Annotated in this window: 19 protein-coding genes and 2 pseudogenes; 7 read left to right on the top strand and 14 right to left on the bottom strand. The window is 58.9% G+C overall.

Annotated elements, in window-relative coordinates; translation table 11 throughout:
- Window positions 1-13: 13 nt before the first annotated feature.
- The 3 genes from HMPREF9371_RS03680 to mnmM form a co-directional block, all read right to left on the bottom strand.
- Entirely contained in the window at window positions 14-694 is a 681-nt protein-coding gene (locus HMPREF9371_RS03680; RefSeq protein ID WP_009118559.1) for a response regulator transcription factor, read from the bottom strand.
- 27 nt (window positions 695-721) lie between these two features.
- The gene (locus tag HMPREF9371_RS03685; protein WP_009118560.1) at window positions 722-1,099 is read right to left on the bottom strand and encodes a SirB2 family protein; all 378 of its coding nucleotides are present in this window, start codon (window positions 1,097-1,099) and stop codon (window positions 722-724) included.
- 234 nt (window positions 1,100-1,333) lie between these two features.
- Window positions 1,334-1,939: a tRNA 5-(aminomethyl)-2-thiouridylate-methyltransferase MnmM gene (gene mnmM, locus HMPREF9371_RS03690; protein ID WP_040660116.1), complete on the bottom strand. Its 606-nt coding sequence runs from the start codon at window positions 1,937-1,939 to the stop codon at window positions 1,334-1,336.
- A 440-nt stretch (window positions 1,940-2,379) separates the two neighbouring features.
- On the opposite strand from mnmM, the gene HMPREF9371_RS03695 reads away from it, so the two are divergent.
- Window positions 2,380-3,057, top strand: a complete 678-nt coding sequence (locus HMPREF9371_RS03695) for a sulfite exporter TauE/SafE family protein (RefSeq protein WP_009118563.1) — start codon at window positions 2,380-2,382, stop codon at window positions 3,055-3,057.
- A gap of 416 nt (window positions 3,058-3,473) precedes the next feature.
- Here HMPREF9371_RS03695 and HMPREF9371_RS13145 read toward each other — a convergent pair.
- From HMPREF9371_RS13145 to gatC, 10 genes and pseudogenes are all read right to left on the bottom strand, one after another.
- A pseudogene (locus tag HMPREF9371_RS13145) lies at window positions 3,474-3,639 on the bottom strand (ATP-dependent exonuclease); the annotation flags it as partial.
- A gap of 27 nt (window positions 3,640-3,666) precedes the next feature.
- A complete protein-coding gene (ribA, locus tag HMPREF9371_RS03700; protein ID WP_009118565.1) occupies window positions 3,667-4,287 on the bottom strand; it encodes a GTP cyclohydrolase II in 621 nt (206 codons plus the stop codon).
- A complete protein-coding gene (locus HMPREF9371_RS03705) occupies window positions 4,284-4,946 on the bottom strand; it encodes a GAF domain-containing protein (protein WP_009118566.1) in 663 nt (220 codons plus the stop codon). Before HMPREF9371_RS03705 ends, ribA begins: the two co-directional genes overlap by 4 nt.
- Window positions 4,947-5,095: 149 nt before the next feature.
- Window positions 5,096-5,716 (bottom strand): ATP-dependent Clp endopeptidase proteolytic subunit ClpP, encoded by a 621-nt coding sequence (gene clpP, locus HMPREF9371_RS03710; protein WP_040660118.1) that lies wholly within the window; start codon window positions 5,714-5,716, stop codon window positions 5,096-5,098.
- 173 nt (window positions 5,717-5,889) lie between these two features.
- Window positions 5,890-7,197: a trigger factor gene (tig, locus tag HMPREF9371_RS03715; protein WP_009118569.1), complete on the bottom strand. Its 1,308-nt coding sequence runs from the start codon at window positions 7,195-7,197 to the stop codon at window positions 5,890-5,892.
- Window positions 7,198-7,392: 195 nt separating this feature from the next.
- On the bottom strand, window positions 7,393-8,400 hold the full coding sequence (gene holA / locus HMPREF9371_RS03720) for a DNA polymerase III subunit delta (RefSeq protein ID WP_009118570.1): 1,008 nt from the start codon (window positions 8,398-8,400) through the stop codon (window positions 7,393-7,395).
- Window positions 8,400-8,876: an LPS-assembly lipoprotein LptE gene (locus HMPREF9371_RS03725; protein ID WP_009118571.1), complete on the bottom strand. Its 477-nt coding sequence runs from the start codon at window positions 8,874-8,876 to the stop codon at window positions 8,400-8,402. The genes holA and HMPREF9371_RS03725 overlap by 1 nt, the downstream gene beginning before the upstream one ends.
- 290 nt (window positions 8,877-9,166) lie before the next feature.
- A complete protein-coding gene (gene gatB / locus HMPREF9371_RS03730) occupies window positions 9,167-10,594 on the bottom strand; it encodes an Asp-tRNA(Asn)/Glu-tRNA(Gln) amidotransferase subunit GatB (protein WP_009118572.1) in 1,428 nt (475 codons plus the stop codon).
- Between the two features lie 76 nt (window positions 10,595-10,670).
- Window positions 10,671-12,119 carry an Asp-tRNA(Asn)/Glu-tRNA(Gln) amidotransferase subunit GatA gene (gene gatA, locus HMPREF9371_RS03735; RefSeq protein ID WP_009118573.1) on the bottom strand — a complete coding sequence of 483 codons (1,449 nt, stop codon included), beginning with the start codon at window positions 12,117-12,119 and terminating at the stop codon, window positions 10,671-10,673.
- Window positions 12,120-12,439: 320 nt separating this feature from the next.
- A complete protein-coding gene (gatC, locus tag HMPREF9371_RS03740; protein ID WP_009118574.1) occupies window positions 12,440-12,730 on the bottom strand; it encodes an Asp-tRNA(Asn)/Glu-tRNA(Gln) amidotransferase subunit GatC in 291 nt (96 codons plus the stop codon).
- 202 nt (window positions 12,731-12,932) lie between these two features.
- Between gatC and HMPREF9371_RS03745 the strand changes: the two genes are divergently transcribed.
- The 5 genes from HMPREF9371_RS03745 to rodA are packed head-to-tail and all read left to right on the top strand — an operon-like array spanning window position 12,933 to window position 18,526.
- The gene (locus tag HMPREF9371_RS03745) at window positions 12,933-13,970 is read left to right on the top strand and encodes a rod shape-determining protein (protein WP_040660119.1); all 1,038 of its coding nucleotides are present in this window, start codon (window positions 12,933-12,935) and stop codon (window positions 13,968-13,970) included.
- A gap of 23 nt (window positions 13,971-13,993) precedes the next feature.
- A complete protein-coding gene (gene mreC, locus HMPREF9371_RS03750) occupies window positions 13,994-14,866 on the top strand; it encodes a rod shape-determining protein MreC (RefSeq protein ID WP_009118576.1) in 873 nt (290 codons plus the stop codon).
- A gap of 2 nt (window positions 14,867-14,868) precedes the next feature.
- On the top strand, window positions 14,869-15,372 hold the full coding sequence (gene mreD / locus HMPREF9371_RS03755) for a rod shape-determining protein MreD (RefSeq protein ID WP_009118577.1): 504 nt from the start codon (window positions 14,869-14,871) through the stop codon (window positions 15,370-15,372).
- Window positions 15,369-17,420, top strand: coding sequence for a penicillin-binding protein 2 (gene mrdA / locus HMPREF9371_RS03760; protein ID WP_009118578.1), 2,052 nt, complete (start codon window positions 15,369-15,371; stop codon window positions 17,418-17,420). Before mreD ends, mrdA begins: the two co-directional genes overlap by 4 nt.
- Window positions 17,417-18,526, top strand: a complete 1,110-nt coding sequence (gene rodA, locus HMPREF9371_RS03765; protein WP_009118579.1) for a rod shape-determining protein RodA — start codon at window positions 17,417-17,419, stop codon at window positions 18,524-18,526. Before mrdA ends, rodA begins: the two co-directional genes overlap by 4 nt.
- Here rodA and HMPREF9371_RS14010 read toward each other — a convergent pair.
- Window positions 18,467-18,779: pseudogene (locus tag HMPREF9371_RS14010) on the bottom strand (hypothetical protein). The gene rodA and the pseudogene HMPREF9371_RS14010 sit on opposite strands and share 60 nt — an antisense overlap.
- A gap of 44 nt (window positions 18,780-18,823) precedes the next feature.
- Between HMPREF9371_RS14010 and HMPREF9371_RS03770 the strand changes: the two are divergent.
- Complete coding sequence (locus HMPREF9371_RS03770; RefSeq protein ID WP_009118581.1) at window positions 18,824-19,450, top strand: MarC family protein; 627 nt, start codon at window positions 18,824-18,826, stop codon at window positions 19,448-19,450.
- Window positions 19,451-19,475 lie beyond the last annotated feature (25 nt).

Genomic DNA, 19,475 nt, shown 5'->3' on the forward strand with positions numbered 1-19,475 from the left:
TTTCAGAATGTTTTCAGGTAGCCGATTGCCCTTCTTTCGCCACCATCCAGCCGACGCCGCGGATGTTTTTGATGTGTTCTTTGCCGATTTTTTTACGCAGGGCGTGGATCAGATAATCGATGGCATTGCTTTCCACCTCTTCGCCCCAGCCGTAAATCTTGTCTTCCAAATCGCTGCGCGAATGAATGGTGCCGGGGCGCATCAGCAGGGCTTGCAGCACGGCAAATTCTTTATTGCTCAACAACACGGCATCCGGCCGGCCGAGAATGCGCACCTGATAAGTGGCCGGGTCCAGCGTGAGCACGCCGTTGCCGGGCTGCGGCGCCGTTTGGCCGCCGTGACGGCGCAATACCGCACGGATGCGGGCCAGCAGTTCGGCCATATCGAAGGGTTTCACAATGTAATCGTCGGCGCCGCCGTCCAAGCCGGCCAAGCGGCTGCCCAAATCGTCGCGCGCCGTCACAATCAGCACCGGCACCGGATTGCGCCCGCCGCGAACAGCCTGCAGCACCTGCAGGCCGTCCTGCCCCGGCAGACCCAAATCCAGCAACACCAAATCATAAGGCTGGCCGGCCAGCGCCGCCACTGCCTCCGTGCCGCTTGCCACCCGGTCCACCACATAGCCGGCATCCTGCAGGCTACCTGAAACCGCCTCCGCAATCATGCGGTCGTCTTCCGCCAACAACAAACGCACGGCCTGCTCCTTATAAAGGATACCGCATTAAAACCACAAGGGTTTGTAACGCGCCAGATAATAAATCACGGCCAAGCACAACATGGCCAACAGATAGCCGGCATTCGATTTGGCCGAACGCGGCGGGTTTTTGATGCAGAGAAAACCGAAACCGATATACACCAATACCAAGACCAACTTCACGCCCAGCCACACCGCATTGCCGAACGGCACCCAGCCCGCGGCCAAAATCAGCAGCAAGCCGGTGAGCAGCAGCAGGGTGTCGTTCACATGCGGCAAAATCCGCAGTGCTTTGGGCAGCGGCCGCAGCGGCCGGAAAAAGCGCAGCCAGAAACGCAAATTAAACAGCAACGCCGTGATGACGACAAACAATAAATGGCTGTGTTTGGCCGCTACATACATCATGATTCCTACTCCTGATTGTTTTTGAGGCTACCTGAAAGCAGCCCGCTTGTGCCGGATAAACGGTTTTGGCTCTGTCGGCAGCGCAACGCGTGCTTGAGGAAGCGGGTTCGCGCTAAAAACCGCGTATGCCGCACGAAATGGGCGCCAAACAGCCAGACACCCGGCCAACATCGGCAATACCGCAGGCATGATTTTTCAGCGCCCATACCGCCGTAACGCGCCTGATGCCACGCCCTAATTGTCAAGCGACCGCAAGGTCGCCAGATGCGCCGCCGCCAGTTTTTCCACCGCCAACAGATAAGGCGGCCGATTGCGGCGGTTGAGAAAGCCGTAATGCAGCACCGCATACGCCTGCTGCGGCAACGCCGACAGCCATTGCCGCACCGCCTCCGCCTCGCGGGCGCCTTCTTCGTGACCGGGATACAGCGCCACGGTCAGCAAACCGCCGGGCTTCAGCACCGCCAAGGCCTGCGCCACGGCCTGCAGGGTGGTGTCGGTTTGGGTGGTGCGGCTTTTGTCGCCGCCGGGCAGATAGCCGCAGTTGAAAACGGCCACATCGGCCGGCCGCGCCACATAATCAGCCAAGGTCTGGTGGCCTGCCTCAACCAGACAAACCCGCCCGTCGTCCAGCCCCGCGGCCTGCAAACGCGCCCGGGTGGCTTCTAAAGCCGCGGCCTGCACATCAAACGCATATACCAAGCCGTTTGTCCCAGCCAATTGCGCCAAACGCAGCGTATCGTGGCCGTTGCCGGCGGTGGCATCCACCGCACAGCCGCCTTCCGGCAGCCAAGCCGCCCACAGGCGGTGGGCAAAAGGGAGGATATTGTCTAAACGGGTCATCGCATGGCATCGGGTTCGGCAGCGTCTGGGGCTACCTGAAAAACAGACGGTCAAAATGGCGGCTTCATTCAGATACCGGGCAGGCACCGTAAGCCGCTATCGCATACCGTGAGCGAGCAAGCGCCTCAGGCTGAGACCTTTGCAAAACCCCCATCTGCGGCGCATTTCTGCGTTGTGTGTTTATGCCCTATGGGTACTGCTCGTTCGCTTGCCTATCTATATGATATGTCTGTCCCACAGGGACTCCTTCGTTCGCCTCGCTGCGCTGCTACGCCTTGAACTGCATCCACATCTGGGGGTTTTGCAAAGGTCTCAGGCTACCTGAACAGCCGCCTGCCAACCGCGTATTATAAGCCATCCGCGCGCCTGCCCGCATCCTGCGGCTGCAGCGGGCGGCATCCCGCTATATAATCGCCTCCCCGCCATCCCCCATACCCGCCATGCAAACCGCTACCCTGCTTTCCTTTGCCGCCGTCGGCTTTCTCGGCGGCGGCCACTGCGCCGGCATGTGCGGCGGCCTCAGCAGCGCCTTCGCCCTGCAACTGCCGCCGCATCTGCCGCGCTGGCGGCTGATTTTGCTGACGAATATCGGCCGCATCGGTAGCTATGTGCTGATCGGCATGCTGCTCGGCGGCCTCGGTCAATTCGGTATTTCGCTCGACCACACCCGCAGCCTGCAAACAGTCCTGTTTGCCGCCGCCAATGTGCTGCTGCTCTTGCTGGGCCTGTATTTGGCCGGCCTCAACCACGCCGCTGTGCACATCGAACGCCTGGGCCGCCCCGTTTGGCGGTGGCTCAACCCGCTGCTCAACCGCCTACTGCCCATCAAAAGCCATGCTGGCTGCCTGGCTGTCGGCATCTTGTGGGGCTGGCTGCCCTGCGGCTTGGTGTACAGCGCCTCGCTCTACGCCTTGGGCAGCGGCCATCTGATCGAGGGCGGCTTGCTGATGCTGGCTTTCGGCTTGGGCACGCTGCCCAATCTGCTGCTGATGGGCTGGTTTGCTGGCCAATTGCGCTCCTTGTTGCAAAACCGCCTGTTCCGTTTAGGCGCCGGTTTGTGCGTGGCCGCTTGGGCGCTGTGGCAGCTCTACACTGCCTTTGCGCCATGGCAGGCCTGACTCCGGCGCCCCTTCTCGTTTTCATGCGCAACACGTATTCCCCCTTTCCCGCCCGACGGCGTGGACGGGTCAGAAAACATACCGCTATAATCGGCAACAAGCTGCACGACAGCCGAAAATCAATAACAATATCTGTGTGGGAAAATCATGATGTATGCTCTGCTTCTGATCTTGCTGCTGCTCGTCTTGCTGTTTCTCTACTCCCGCCAACTGCGCCGGCAAAAATGGCAGGATGAAACGGATGAATGCCGTTTTTTCAATCAAGTTTACGGGAAAGACCCCGGAGAACCTCCACCCCAATCGTAATCTTGGCCCAAAATCAACAGCCGCCAAGCCTCATAAGGCATGGCGGCTGCGGATGCGGTTTGGCGGATATGGGCGGCCGGTATGAGCAAGGTGAGACCTTTGCACCCCCCCAGATGTGGATGCAGTTCAAGGCGTAGCAGCGCAGCGAACCTGAACGCAGGAATCCCCGTGGGACAGACATATCACATAGATAGGCAAGTGAGCGAGCAGTACCCATAGGGCATAAACGCACAACGCAGAAATGCGCCGCAGATGGGGGTTTTGCAAAGGTCTCAAGGTGTGCCTGCACGCCCTGCCGTGACCTTACTCGGCAATCTTGAGCAAATGGCCCAGCTTTTCGGCCTTGGTATTCAGGTAGCCTTCGTTCTCCGGATTCACCCCCACCTGCAGCGGCACCCGCTCCACCACATTAATCCCGTTGCGGCGCATGGTGGCCAGCTTTTCCGGATTGTTGGTCAGCAGGCGCACTTCTTCTACGCCGAGGTGGCGGTAAATATCGCGGGCCAGGGTGAAATCGCGCGCATCAATCGGCAGCCCCAAAGCCAAATTGGCTTCCACCGTATCCATGCCGGCATCCTGCAGCTTGTAGGCGCGGATTTTATTGATCAAGCCGATGCCGCGCCCTTCCTGACGCAGATACACAATCACCCCCCGTCCTTCGGCCTGCACCGCCCGCATCGCGGCCTGCAGTTGGGGGCCGCAGTCGCATTTCTGCGAAAACAGCGCATCGCCGGTTAGGCATTCGGAATGGATGCGCGACAATACCGGCCCGCCTTGCGCCACATCGCCCATGACCAAAGCCACATGCTCCTGCCCGCTCGCGATTTCTTCAAAACCGTGCAGCGAAAACAGGCCGTATTCGGTAGGCAAGCGGCAGGCGGCAACAAAGCGCAAGCCTTGTGTGTGTGTGTCGGAGTGATTCATTCTGTTTCTTGTGCTGAAGTTGCGGGCGACGATAATCCGGCCAAAGGCTCGGCCAAGGCCAGCGCCAAACCGCTCCAATGGCTGAGGGCCTGGTCGTCAAAACCCGAGAGACGACGGCTTTCCAAATACACGACGCCCAACACCCGCCCGCTGCTTTGGCACACAGGCACGGCCAGTTGGCTGCCGTCTTGATGTCTGGCACCGGCCAAATCGCCGCTGCGCAGCCAAGCAGCGACGTCGTCGATTTGGTTCAGCCAGCCGGTTTGCGCACTGCGCGCCGCCAAATGGAGGACGGCCTCTGCGGCCAAATCCTGCTCGGCCGCCACCACATCTTCCGCCTCTTCACCCCGGCTGCACAAGCGCACCAATTTGTCCGGTGCCGCCAGCCAATAAACCGCAGCCAGGCTGGCCGGCGCGGCCTCGTGGAAAGAATCCAGCGCCATAAACACGCGGCGCAACAAATCGGTGTGCTCGGGCGTTTCCGGCAAATGCTCGGTCAAACCGGCATCGGCGTGCCGATACCACAGCAGCTGCGGTTCAATCGAGGCCTGGCCGCCCGCCATCACGGTTTGGGCGGTCAGCAAGGCTACCTGAACGGCTTCCAGCGGCAGCTTCAGGCCCTGGGTGCGTAGATAATCGCGGATCAAAACGGCTGACATAGACAATTTCCGTTACAAAAGCGGCGGCTTCACAGCGGGCGGCCACCTGACTGGCCGACGGCGGGCAATCGCAGCCACAAACGTTGTTGCTTTCAGGTAGCCTGCAAGCGGCAATACTCTCTGACAACCGCCCTATTCCCGTTTACTTCTTACTTCACTTCGCTGCGGTTGCTCAATACTTGGTCGATCAGGCCGTATTGTTTGGCTTCATCGGCCGACATAAAGTGATCGCGGTCGGTGTCGCGCTCCAGCTCTTCCAAGGTGCGGCCGCAGTGTTGCGCCATCAATTCGTTCAACTTGGCTTTCAGCTTGAGCAGCTCTTTGGCATGGATTTCGATGTCGGAAGCCTGACCGCCCAAGCCGCCGCTGATCAACGGCTGGTGGATCATGATGCGGCTGTTGGGCAGAGCGAAACGCTTGCCTTTGGCACCGGCCGACAACAAAAACGCGCCCATGCTGGCCGCCTGGCCCAGGCACAAAGTGGACACGTCGGGCTTGATGAAATTCATGGTGTCATAAATCGACATACCGGCAGTCACCGAGCCGCCGGGGCTGTTGATGTAGAGGAAAATTTCCTTATCCGGGTTTTCACTTTCCAAAAACAGCAGCTGCGCCACCACCAGATTGGCGGTTTGGTCGTTGACCGGGCCGACCAGAAAAATAATCCGTTCTTTGAGCAGGCGCGAATAAATATCGAAAGCGCGCTCGCCGCGGCCGCTCTGCTCGATGACGGTGGGCACCAGATAGCTATTGGTGATTTCGGGCAACATAATGGGCTTCTCCATAATGGTTAAAAACCTGTCACCCTCTTCTGTTCGACAGCCGTGCGGATTCGGCAACGCTGCACAGAAGATGGTGAGCAGGTTGTGAGGCTACCTGAAAACGAGACGCGCGGATTTTTGCGCAGCAAAAGATTTCAGGTAGCCCGATTCGGGACGGCTGCTTAAGCCTGCTGGCCCATCACCTCGTCGAAAGCCAAAGCCTTTTCGTTCACTTTGGCCTGCTCCAACACATACTTCACCACATTGGCTTCTACGGCCAAAGAAGTAGGGCCTTGCAGGCGGCTGCGGTCGGCAAAATACCATTCCACCACTTCTTGCGGGTCTTCGTAGCTTTCGGAGAAATCGGCCACCACCGCTTTGATCTGCTCTTCGCTGGGTTCCAGCTTCTGGCTGCTCACCAGTTCGGCCAAAATCAGGCCCAAGGCCACGCGGCGCTCGGCCTGCTCGTTGAACATATCGGCCGGCAGATCCAGGTTTTTGGTGTCCATGCCTTGGTTGGCAAAGTTTTGACGCATGTCGTCGGCCAAGCGGGCGGCCTCTTCGCGCACCAACACTTTGGGCACTTCGATTTCGGTCACGTCCAGCAGTGCCTGCATCACGTTTTCTTTGGTTTGGTTTTCTACGCGGCGGCTCACTTCGCGCTGCACGTTTTTCTTCACTTCTTCGCGCATTTTAGCCACGTCACCGTCGGCGATGCCCAAAGATTTGGCGAATTGCTCGTCAACCGGCGGCAATTCGGCTTCGGCCACGTTTTTCAGGGTGATCACGAATACCGCGGTTTTACCGGCCACATCGGCGCCGTGGTAGTCTTCGGGGAAGTTCACTTCCACTTCTTTCACGTCATTCTCTTTCATGCCCAAAATGCCGGACTCGAATTCCGGCAGCATGCGGCCTTGACCAAGAATGAAGGGGTAATTTTGCGAAGAGCCGCCATCAAAAGGCACACCGTCGATTTTGCCGGCAAAATCGATGATCACGCGGTCGCCGTCGCGCGCTTCGCGCTCCACGCGGTTGAAGCGGGTTCGCTGCTGGCGCAGGATGTCGATGGTTTTTTCCACTTCGGCTTCGCCCACTTCGGTGGTGACTTTTTCGATTTCCTTACCGCTCAAATCGCCCAGCTTAACTTCGGGGAACACTTCGAAAGTGGCGGCCACTTTGAAGCTTTTCTCGTCGTCTTGCTGTTCCAAAGCGTCAAACGCCAGCAGGCCGGCCAGTTTGATGCCTTCTTCGGAAACGGTTTGCGCAAATTTTTGGCGCAGTTGTTCGTTCAACACTTCATCGCGGATACCGGCACCGTACATGGACTCGATCATACGCAGCGGCGCTTTGCCCGGACGGAAGCCGTCCACGCGCGCGCGGCGTTGGGTGGCTTGCAGTTTTTTCTGTACGGCGGCTTCTACGTCGCTCCATGCCAAATCCAGCACCAGCTTGCGCTCGAGACCTTCCAATTTTTCTACGGTGATACTCATGGTTAATCCTTAATGAAATGAAAGATTCCGCCGGGGCTGCGCCCGTACGGGAGATTCAGTTGGCCGCCGATCTCGGCCGGCGGCAAAAAATGAAAAGCGCGAGTGTACCACACTTTCGCGTTTTGTCGTGGCCGGGCAAACGGCAGACCGCCCTGAGGTTTCAGGTAGCTTGCCGTAGGCCTTAACCGGCGGAGCCTACGCCGCCAGTTCCACCAACAAAGTGCGCATCGCCGACCAAGCATCGCCGTCTTCCGCACCTTTGATCATGCGGTCAATCGCCGCGCATTGCTGCAGGGCGGCCACCAGACGGGCGGGCGCAATGCGGCGCACCGCCTGCGGAGCCAACTGCTGTTTGCTGCCCCACAAGCGCAGGCTGTTGCGCACCTGTGCCACGGTTTGCCCTTGCTTGAAGGCGGCAGCCAAACGAATCAGGGTGCGCACGTCTTCCGCCACCGACCACAACAGCAACACCGGCTCTTCGCCTTCCGCCTGCAGCCCTTCGAGCAGGCGCAACACGCGCTCGGCCTCGCCCGACATCCAAGCCTCGGTGAGCTGGAAGGCATCGAAGCGGGCCACATCGGCCACCGTGCGCTCGGTCTCCTCCGCCGTGAGCAAATGCCCGGCCGGATAGAGCAGCGCCAGTTTGTCCACCTCCTGTTTGGCGGCCAACAAATTGCCCTCTACCTTGGCGGCAAACAAGGCCAACGCTTCGTTTTCGATAGCCAAACCGGCCTGCTGCAAACGGCCGCGCAACCAAGCCGGCAAAGCGTTGCCGGCCACGGGCTTGGCTTCCGCCACGGTGCCCGCTTTGGCCAGCGCGGTAAACCATTTGCTTTGCAGCTGCGCCCGCTCCAGCTTGGGCAGCATCACAAGCAGCACCGTATCCGGCGGCAGATCGGCGGCCAGCCGCTCCAAAGCCTCGCCGCCGGGCTTGCCCGGCTTGCCGTTGGGGATGTGTACCTCAATCAGTTTCAAATCGGCAAACAGACCCATGCTGCCGGCCGAGGCCAACAGTTCCTGCCAATCGAATCCGCTGTCGGCGGTATAGACTTCGCGGTTCAGGTAGCCCTGCGCCTTGGCGGCGGCCCGCAAAGCATCCAGCGCCTCCACCCGCAGCAAATCTTCTTCGCCGTGAATCACATACAGCGGATGCAGCGGCGCGGCCAGGCTTTCTTCCAGACGGCTAATGTCCAAAGCAGCCATTATTCGGCTTTCAGGTAGCCCAAACGGCGCACCAGCTGCTCGGCGGCATCCACCCGCATTTCCGCCCACAACAGCGCTTCTTCTTCCTGTTTGCCCAAAATATCGCGGTCGTGATAGTCCAATGGGCGGCGTACGGTCACATCCAGCGGGTGCACGGTCTCGCGGCCTTCAAAACGCACTTCCGCCTGCACCCGCAACACCAGCATATATTCCTTTACCGTGCCAGACAAATTGATGCTGTGGATATCGCGCCGCGTTTGCACATCTTTCACTTGCAGCAGCGCACCGGCAAACGCATTGTCCACCCGCGCATGGCGACGCAGCAGCTCGGTTTCCAGTACCTGCTGCATGGCCCCGCCCTGCACCGCCCACACGCGCTGCGACAGCTCGGCCGACACCGCCGGATCGCTGCCGGCCAAGCGGAAACCGCAAGCGGAAAGCAATACCGCCAAGGCCAAAGGAATGTATTTATTCATTTCGGATTCGTCCTTCCATTGTGTGCCGCATAGAATCAGGCTGAGACCTTTGCAAACCCCCAGATGTGGATGCAGTTCAAGGCGTAGCAGCGCAGCGAGCGTGAACGCAGGAATCCCCGTGGGACAGACATATCACATAGATAGGCAAGTGAGCGAGCAGTACCCATAGGGCATAAACGCACAACGCAGAAATGCGCCGCAGATGGGGGTTTTGCAAAGGTCTCAGGCTACCTGAAAGCAGCTTTCAGGTAGCCTAATGGCTCGGCTCCGTCTCTGCAAGCCGATTTTGCTCAAACCAGTTTCGCTTTCAGCAATTCCTGCACCTGCTGCGGATTGGCTTTGCCTTTGCTGGCTTTCATCACTTGGCCCACCAGCGCGTTAAAGGCTTTTTCCTTACCGGCTTTGAATTCTTCTACCGATTTGGCGTTGGCGGCCAGAACTTCGTCGATGATTTTTTCAATCGCGCCGCTGTCGGTCATTTGTTGCAAACCGTCGCGCTCAATAATGGCTGCGGCAGTCAAATCGCTGCCCCACATGGCTTCAAACACTTGCTTGGCCAGTTTGTTGCTCAAGGTGCCGTCGGCGATTTTCGCCACCAACCCGGCCAAACGATCGGCCTGAATCGGGCTTGCAGACAGGCTTAAACCTTCTTTGTTCAAGGTGGCGGCCAATTCGCCGTTCATCCAGTTGGCCACCAGTTTCCCCTGCCCGCTGGCTTGGGCGGCGGTTTCAAAGAAAGCGGCTTGAGCGCGGCTGGCGGTTAATAAACGGGCATCGTAGTCGCTTACGCCGAAATCGCGGATAAAGCGTTGCGCCATTTCAGACGGCAATTCGGGCATTGCGCTGCGGGCGCGTTCTATTTGCTCATCGGAAATAATCACCGGCAGCAAATCGGGATCGGGGAAATAGCGGTAATCGTGCGCGTCTTCTTTCAGTCGCATCACGCGGGTTTCGCCCTTATCGGGGTCGAACAACATGGTGGCCTGCTGCACTTTGCCGCCATCTTCCAACAGCTCAATCTGACTTTCCACTTCATAATTAATCGCCTGCTCCAAAAAGCGGAAAGAGTTTAAGTTTTTGATTTCACGGCGCATACCAAATTCCTGCTGCCCTTTCGGGCGCACCGATACATTGGCATCGATGCGGAACGAACCTTCCGCCATATTGCCGTCGCAAATATCCAGCCACGTGACCAAGCCGTGCAAAGCTTTGGCATAAGCCACAGCCTCGGCGGCGGAACGCATTTCCGGCTCGGAAACCACTTCCAGCAGAGGCGTGCCGGCACGGTTGAGATCGATGCCCGTTGCACCGCTCAAACCTTCATGCACCGATTTGCCCGCATCTTCTTCCATGTGCGCACGGGTTACATGGATGGTTTTCACTTCGTCGCCCACCACAATTTCCAACTTGCCGCGCTCCACAATCGGCGCGTCCAACTGGCTGATTTGATAGCCTTTGGGCAAATCGGGGTAGAAGTAGTTTTTACGGTCGAACACGTTTTTGCGGTTGATTTTCGCATCCAAAGCCAAACCGAGTCTGACGGCCTTTTCCACCACCTCGCGGTTCATCACCGGCAACACGCCCGGCAAAGCACATTCCACCACACTGGCATGCGCGTTCGGCTCGGCACCGAAAGCGGTGGAAGCACCGCTGAAAATTTTGGATTTGGTATTTAATTGGACGTGGATTTCCAGTCCGATTACGGTTTCCCAGGTCATAGGAGATCTTTCTTGCTAATTAAGCTTTTCCAATAATTCTTTCGCTATTCAGTATATTTAAAGGCTACCTGAAAGCTTAAACCGGAGACTGCATATGCCAATCACTTTCCAACTGCATCTGATGCGCCACGCCCAGCAATTTCGCTTCGGCGAAATAATTGCCAATCAATTGCACGCCAATCGGCAGGCCGTCTGAAGAGAAGCCTGCGGGCAGGGTCATGGCGGGGAGGCCGGCGAGGTTGACGGCGATGGTGTAGATGTCGGAAAGGTACATCTGCACAGGGTCGTTAATGTTGCTGTTCAGTTTGGGCGCGGCGGTGGGGGCAGTGGGCGCGAGGATGATGTCGCATTGCTGTAAGGCCGTCTGAAAATCGTTGGTGACCAAACGGCGCAGTTTTTGGGCTTTGAGGTAGTAGGCGTCGTAATAGCCGTGGCTCAAAACGTAGGTGCCGATCATAATGCGGCGTTTGACTTCGCTGCCGAAGCCTTCGGCGCGGGTGTTGCTGTACATTTCTTCCAAGTCGCCGAATCGGGCGGCGCGGTGGCCGTAGCGCACGCCGTCGTAGCGGGATAAGTTGGTGCTGGCTTCGGCCGAGGTCAAAACATAATATGCGGGGATGGAAAGCTCGGTTTGCGGCAGGCTCACTTCTACCATTTCTGCGCCTTGTGCTTTGAGCAGGTCGATGGCCGCTTGAATGGCTTTTTGTACGTCTGCGCTCATGCCTTCGCCGAAGTATTCTTTGGGCAGGCCGACTTTCAAGCCTTTGAGGGCTTGGTTTAAGTTGCGGGTGTAGTCTTCTTTGGTGCGTTCCAAGCTGGTGGAATCGCGTTCGTCGAAGCTCGCCATGGCATTCAGCAGAATGGCGCAGTCTTCGGCGGTTTGTGCCATCGGGCCGGCTTGGTCGAAGCTGGACGCGTAAGCCACCATGCCGAAACGGGAAACGACGCCGTAAGTGGGTTTGATGCCGGTGATGCCGCAATGCGAAGCGGGCTGGCGGATAGAGCCGCCGGTGTCGGAGCCTAATGCCGCCGGTGCCAAACGGGCGGCGATAACGGCTGCGGAACCGCCGGAAGAGCCGCCGGGTACGTTTTCTAAATTCCACGGATTTTTAACGGCACCGTCAAACGAGGTTTCGTTGGTCGAACCCATGGCGAATTCGTCCATATTGGTGCGGCCGAGCGTTACCATGCCTTCGTTGAGCAGGTTTTGCACGACGGTGGCGGTGTAGGGGGAAACGAAGTTGTCGAGCATTTTGCTGGAACACGCGCTTCTCCAACCTTGTTGGCAGAAGATGTCTTTAAAGGCAATGGGTACGCCGGTGAGGATGCCTGCGTTTCCGGCAGCCAAACGTTCGTCGGCGGCCTTGGCTTCGGCAAGCGTTAATTCTTTATTCAGGGTGGTGTAACCGTTGATGGCGGGGTTTCGGGCGTCGATGGCGTTGAGGTATTCTTGCGCCAGCTCGGTGGCGGAAATTTTTTTGGTTTGCAGCAATTCGCTGGCTTGTTTGAGCGTGTAATGAACCATAATGTCAATAGTTTCTGGATGATTTGGATGTAATGAGATGTTTCAGGTAGCCTCATGCTGTAAACGGGCTACCTGAAAAGCAAATAGGCTTGCCGCTTAACCATGGCTCAGTTGGTGGTCAATATCGTGCCAATGCCAAGCCGACGAGCCAGGCCGGTACGCCGTCGCCGTTGCGGCCGCGCCGCCTGCAACCATATCGAAGTGCCAGTTTTGTGCGCTGCGCGGTGTGCCTGCCACACTTTAAGCGCCACCGCAACGGCCTCAGGCGAGCGAACGGCGTTGGCCTCATCGCCGCCCGGCAGCTGGTTTTGGCCGGCAGATTACTCTTCAATCACTTGCGGCACAATATACAGGCGGTTGCGCACCTCGGGCGCCACCGCCTGATATTCGGCGGCATGGTCGGTTTCGGTGACCACATCGTCGCGCAGGCGCAGGGCGACTTCGTGCGGGTGGGCCATCGGCTCGATGCCGTCGGTATCGACCGCCTGCATCTTTTCCACCAAGGCAAAAATATCGTTCAATTCCTGCAGGCTCTGCTGCTGTTCCGCATCGCTCAAACTCAGGCGCGACAGGCGGGCGATTTTTTCCACATCGGAAAGTGTAAGCGACATAAAATTTCCTTAAATTATCTTTAGCAAAACACCCAATCTCGGGTATCATTGCGCGTTTTTTGACAAGGCCGACAGCCTAAGACGGCTGCGGATTATAGCCCAAAACCCAATTCAAAGCATGGCGGCCCGAGCAGGCTACCTGAAAGCGTGCCGCGCGGCCGTGCGCCCAAATCTGAAAAACACCCTATTTAGGAATCCTCCCATGTTCCGTTTTCTCACCCAATATTTTTCCAACGATCTGGCCATTGATTTAGGCACCGCCAACACCCTGATTTACATCAAGGGCCGCGGCATCGTGCTGGACGAACCTTCCGTGGTGGCCATGCCCAACGACTTTCACAATAAAAATGCTGCCGTGGCCGTTGGCGTGGAAGCCAAACGCATGTTGGGCCGCACACCGGGCAGCATCCAAGCCATCCGCCCGATGAAAGACGGCGTGATTGCCGATTTCAATGTTACCGAGAAAATGCTGAAGCACTTTATCCGCAAAGTGAACAACAGCCGTTTTGCCGCCGCGCCGCGCATCGTCATCTGCGTGCCCTGCGGCTCCACCCAAGTAGAACGCAAAGCCATCCACGACTCAGCCGAAAGAGCCGGCGCCTCGGCCGTGTATTTGATTGAAGAACCGATGGCCGCCGCCATCGGTGCCGGCCTGCCGATTGAAGAACCCACCGGCTCCATGGTGGTGGACATCGGCGGCGGCACCACCGAAGTGGGCGTCATTTCCCTGTCCGGCGTGGTGTATTCCCATTCCGTGCGCGTGGGCGGCGATGCGTTTGACGAAGCCATCATCAACTATGTACGCCGCAATTACGGCATGTTGATCGGCGAGGCCACCGCCGAGGAAATCAAAAAAGCCATCGGCTCCGCCTTCCCGGGCCACACCATGCGCGAAATCGAAGCCAAAGGCCGCAACTTGGCCGAAGGCATCCCCCGCGCTTTCACCATCAGCTCCAACGAAGTGTTGGAAGCCTTGGCCGAGCCGCTCAACCAAATCGTACAAGCGGTGAAAAACGCCCTGGAGCAAACACCGCCGGAATTGGGCGCCGATATTGCCGACCGCGGTCTGGTGCTCACCGGCGGCGGCGCCCTGCTGTGCGGCTTAGACCGCCTGCTGGCCGAGGAAACCGGCCTGCCCGTAACCATCGCCGAAGACCCGCTCACCTGCGTGGTGCGCGGCAGCGGCAAAGCCTTAGACATGATCGGCAAAATGAATTCCGTTTTCGTGGCCAATCCCTGATGCCTTTCAGGTAGCCTGCCCTTATGTCGCAAGAACTCCATTTCGTCAAACCCGCCGTCGGCCCGGCCGGCAAATTGGTTTTGCTGAGCATGCTGTCGATCGCCCTCTTGGTGCTCGACAGCCGTTACGCCGCATTGCAACAGGCCAAAGCCTATGTGGCCACCGCGCTCTATCCCCTGCAATGGGCGGCCAACCAGCCGGTGGAATGGGTACGCTACGGTACGGACATGTTGGGCGACAAGCACAATCTGCTGCGGGAAAACGCCCGCCTGCGCAGTGAAAACATCCGTTTGAGTATGCAGTTGCAATTGCAGCAACCTGCCGTGCGCGAATTGGGCGAATTGAAAAGCGTACACCGCCTGCAACCGCTGCTGATGCCCAACGTGATGGTGGCCGAAATCGTCTCCAAAGCCAGCAGCGCACAATCCGGCCGTTTCCTGATCAACCGCGGCAGCCGCGACGGCGTGCGGGTGGGCGATCCGGTCAGCGATGAGCACGGCCTGCTCGGCCAAATCACTTCCGTCCAGCCCGCAGCGGCGGAAGTCACCCTGATCAGCCACAACCAAGCCGTGATTCCGGCCATGCTTGCCCGAAGCGGCATCCGCACCTTGGTTTACGGCCGCGGCGGCGGTTTGGATTTGCGCTACTTCCCGGTTTCCGCCGAGCTGGCGGCCGGCGACTTATTGGTCACCTCCGGCATCGACAGCATTTATCCGCCCGGCATTCCAGTTGCCAAGGTCACCCAAGCAGAGCGCAATTCCGGCACTCCTTACTACCGTGCCGCCATCGAAGCCGCCGCAGGCTTGCACAGCAGCCGCTATGTATTGGTTATTCCGCAAAAAACCTCCGCTGAGGCCGCTCTTCCCGCCGCCCCGGCCAGCAGCCCGCAAGAGTAGTCATGACCGAAATGGACGAATTCCGCGGCGCCACCCCCAAACGGTTGGTCGTCCTCAGCTTTTTTCTGACCTTGCTGTTGGATTTTATCCCCCTGCCCGCCCCGTTAGCCTATATCTTGCCGGAGGCCTCGGCCATCTTCTTGATTTACTGGCTGCTGCACCGGCCTCAGTTTATCGGCATCGGCGCTGCCTTCCTACTCGGCCTGCTGATGGACATCGGCACCAACTCCGCCTTAGGCCAACATGCGCTGGCCTATACGGTGACCGCTTTTCTGATCCAACACAAACAGCGCCAAATCGTGCTGTATTCTTTCGGCCTGCAGGCCGTGGCCGTGGCTTTGGCGCTTTTGGTCTGCCAATCGATCAGTACCTTGGTGACCCTGTTCCAACAGCAACAGCCCGATTGGCTGGCGATTGGCTTGCCGCCGCTGTTTGCCGGCCTGATCTGGCCCCTGTTGAATAAAATGATGCTGGCCTTGGCCCATTACCGCCGTACCCGCTCATGAACGCTTCGCGCCACTTTACTTCCAAGCAGCCGCGCCGGCGGCAGCAAGACCACATCATCCGTCTGATGGCGGCTTTTACCCTGATTCTGCTGCTGTTTGCCGTCTTGATTGCCCGTTTCGTCTATCTTCAGGTAGCCAAACATGAAGAGTTTGTGGCCAAAGCGGCCACCAACCGCATTTCCCTGATCCCCACCCCGCCGATACGCGGCGAAATCACCGATGTCAACGGCGTGGTTTTGGCCCACAACTACCCGGCTTATTCGCTTGAGGTGATCCCCAACGAGCTGGAGATGAAAATCGAAGAGCTGGTGGAAGCGCTGCGCCCCTATGCCGACATCAGCGAAGGCGACCTGCGCCGTTTCCGCCGTTTCCGCGCCGAATCCCGCTCCTACGAACGCATACCGCTGAAACTGAAACTCAGCACCGAGGAAGCCGCCCGCCTGGCCGCCGTTCTGTTCCGTTTCAAAGGCGTCGAAGTCAACGCCCGCACCTTCCGCGAATACCCCTACGGCGAGCTGACCACCCACATCCTCGGCTACATCGGCCGCATCAGCGACCGCGACATGCAGAAGCTGGAAGAAGAAGCGCGCAGCGAACTCTACCGAGGCTCCACCCACATCGGCAAAATGGGGCTGGAAAATTTCTACGAGCGCCAATTGCACGGCCTGCCCGGCTATCGGGAAGTGGAAAAAGACGCCCAAGGCAACATCGTGCGCACCCTCAAAAGCGTGCCGCCCGCCAGCGGCCAAACCCTGCGCCTGTCGCTCGATATCCGCATGCAGCAGAAAGCCAGCGACCTGTTGGGCAACCGCCGCGGCGCCTTGGTGGCCATCGATCCGCAAACCGGCGGTATTTTGGCGCTGGTATCCAAGCCCACTTACGACGCCAATCTGTTTATCGACGGCATCGACAGCGATACTTGGAAAGCACTCAACGAAGACTGGCAGCGCCCCCTGATCAACCGCGTGACCCAAGGCCTCTATCCCCCCGGTTCTACCTTCAAACCCTTTATGGGCATGGCCGCCCTGCAAAGCGGACACATCACCATGGACACCGTACTGCCCTCTCCCGGCGCCTGGAGCATTCCCGGCAGCAGCCACCTGTTCCGCGATTCGGTGCGCCGCGGTCACGGTTCGGCCAATTTGAGCAAAGCCATCCAAGTGTCTTCCGACACCTTTTTCTACCGCTTGGGTTATGAAATGGGAATAGAAAAAACCTACCCCTACCTGGCCCAATTCGGCTTCGGCCAGCCCACCGGCATCGACCTGCCCAACGAATACAAAGGCATTCTGCCCAGCCCCGAATGGAAAGCGCGGCGTTTTGCCAATGCCAACGAAGCCACCCGCCGCTGGAAAGCCGCCGACATGGTGACCATCAGCATCGGCCAAGGCTACAACACCTACACCCCGCTGCAGCTGGCGCATGCCACCGCCGTGCTGGCCAACGACGGCGTGGTGTACCGCCCCCATTTGGTCAAAGAACTGCTCGACCACCAAAACCAAACCCGCACCTTGGTTGAGCCGCGCCCCAGCGCCACCCTGCCCTTCAAGCGCGAATATTTCGAATACGTCAAACACAGCATGGAGCGCGTGCTGCGCCCCGGCGGCACCGCCTGGCGTTTGGGCAGCGGCCTGCGCTACAGCATGGGCGGCAAAACCGGCACCGCCCAAGTGGTGCAGATCAAGCAGGGCGCCACCTATAATGCCGCCGCCCTGGCCGAGCAACACCGCGACCACGCCTGGTTTATTTCCTTCGCTCCGGTGGACAAACCGCAGATCGCCATCGCCGTGCTGCTCGAAAACGGCGGCTGGGGCGCCACCGCCGCCCCGATTGCGCGCCAATTGAGCGACTTCTATCTGCTCCAGCTGCGCGGCGAAGCAGGCCGCGAACTGCCGCTGCCCAAGCCCTCGGTGGCCTTGGTAGAACCGATGAGCCAAAACAACGGCGGCGGCCCCGCTGTCGAAGCCGCACGCATCGAAGCGGCCTACCGCACGGTTTCAGGTAGCCCGCCCGCGCGTCCTGCCGCTCCAGAAAGCACCGTACCATGAACCGCGAATCCGAACACCCCATCCGCCGTTATTGGCAGAAAATCTGGGATCCCATGGATCTCTGGCTGTTTTACAGCATGCTGGCCATTTACGTGATGAGCCTGTTTTTGCTCTACTCCGCCGACGGTCAAAGCCTGCGCCAGCTGGAAAGCAAAACCGTGCACACCGTCATCGGCTTCGGCCTGCTGTGGCTGATTGCCCGCACCCGGCCGCAACTGTTGGGCAACTTCGCCCCGCCGCTGTATGTGCTCGCCCTGCTGATGCTGATTGCGGTCCACTTTTTCGGCGTCACGGTCAACGGCTCCCAACGCTGGCTCAATCTCGGCTTTATCCGCCCCCAGCCCTCCGAAATCATGAAAATCGCCCTACCGATGATGGTGGCGTGGTATCTGCAAAAGCACGAGGCGCATTTGGGCTGGAAACACTACCTCATCGCCTTGGTGTTGGTGGGCCTGCCCGGTTTTCTGATTTTGAAACAGCCCGATCTGGGCACCGCCACCCTGATCATGGCCTCCGGCCTGTTCGTCATCTTCTTTGCCGGCCTGCCGTGGAAAGCGCTGTTCGCCGCCGTAATCGGCTTCTGCGCCGCCCTGCCCCTGATTTGGCTGTACGGCATGCACGATTATCAGCGCACCCGCGTGCTGACCCTGCTCGACCCCACCAAAGACCCGCTCGGCGCCGGCTACCACATTTTGCAGTCCATGACCGCCATCGGCTCCGGCGGCGTGTGGGGCAAAGGCTGGCTCAACGGCACGCAAACCCATCTCGACTACATCCCCGAAGCCACCACCGACTTTATTTTCGCGGTTTACGGCGAAGAGTTCGGCCTCATCGGCAACATCCTGCTGCTGGGCGTCTATACCGTCATCCTCGCCCGCGGCCTCTACATCGCCGCCAAAGCGCCCACGCTCTACAGCCGCACCCTCGCCGGCGCACTCACCATGACCCTGTTCTGCTATATTTTCGTCAACATGGGCATGGTGAGCGGCATCCTGCCCGTGGTCGGCGTGCCCCTGCCGCTGGTGAGTTACGGCGGCACCGCCACCCTATCCATCATGATCATCATCGCCATGCTGATGGGGATTGCCAACCAAAAACGTACCTGATAACCAGGCAATACCACAAACAGGCTGTGGCCTTTGCAAAGCCTCCAGATGTGGATGCCGTTCAAGGCGTAGCAGCGCAGCAAGTGTGAACGCCAGGAATCCCCGTGGGACAGACATATCACACGATAGGCAAGCGAGCGGGCAGTACCCATAGGGCATAAACGCACAACGCAGAAATGCGCCGCAGATGGGGGTTTTGCAAAGGTCTCAGGCTACCTGAAAGCCTTTCAGGTAGCCTGCCTTTCCTTCCCATCCACCACCCAAACCGCCTGCCGGCGGCCCAAGCGACCGAACTTCATGAGCGCCGAAATCATCAAAATCTTTCTCGCCTTTCTCGTCTTGATCAACCCCTTTGCCGCCCTGGGCTATTTTGTCAGCGCCACCGCCCAGCACAGCCGCCAGGAACGGCGCAACACCGCCCGCATCACCTCGTTGAGCGTCTTCATCATCATTTGCATCGCCGCGCTGGCCGGCGACCGCCTGCTCGGCATCCTGGGCATCAGCATCGGCTCCTTCCGCATCGCCGGCGGCATTTTGGTGTTCCTGATCGCCTTGGCCATGATGAACGGCAACGACAACCCGGCCAAACCCTCGGCCGACGGCATCGCGCCGCCGGAAACCAAAAACGCCTTCGCCGTGGTGCCCTTGGCCATGCCCATGATCATCGGCCCCGGCGGCATTTCCACCGTCATCATTTACAGCAGCCAGGCGCGCAACTGGTATGAAACCGGCGCCATTCTCGCCGCCGGCTTCCTGATTACCCTCATCTGCTATTTCAGCCTCGAAGCCGCCACCAAGGTCAGCCGCTTGCTCGGCGACACCGGCATGAAAATCGTCAACCGCGTGATGGGTTTGCTGTTGGCCGCCCTGGCCATCGAAATCATCCTCGCCGGTCTGAAAAACCTGTTTCCGCAATTGGGTTGAGCCGAATCTTTCTGCCAACAGGCTG

The sequence above is a fragment of the Neisseria shayeganii 871 genome (genome assembly GCF_000226875.1).
GTDB lineage: Bacteria > Pseudomonadota > Gammaproteobacteria > Burkholderiales > Neisseriaceae > Eikenella > Eikenella shayeganii.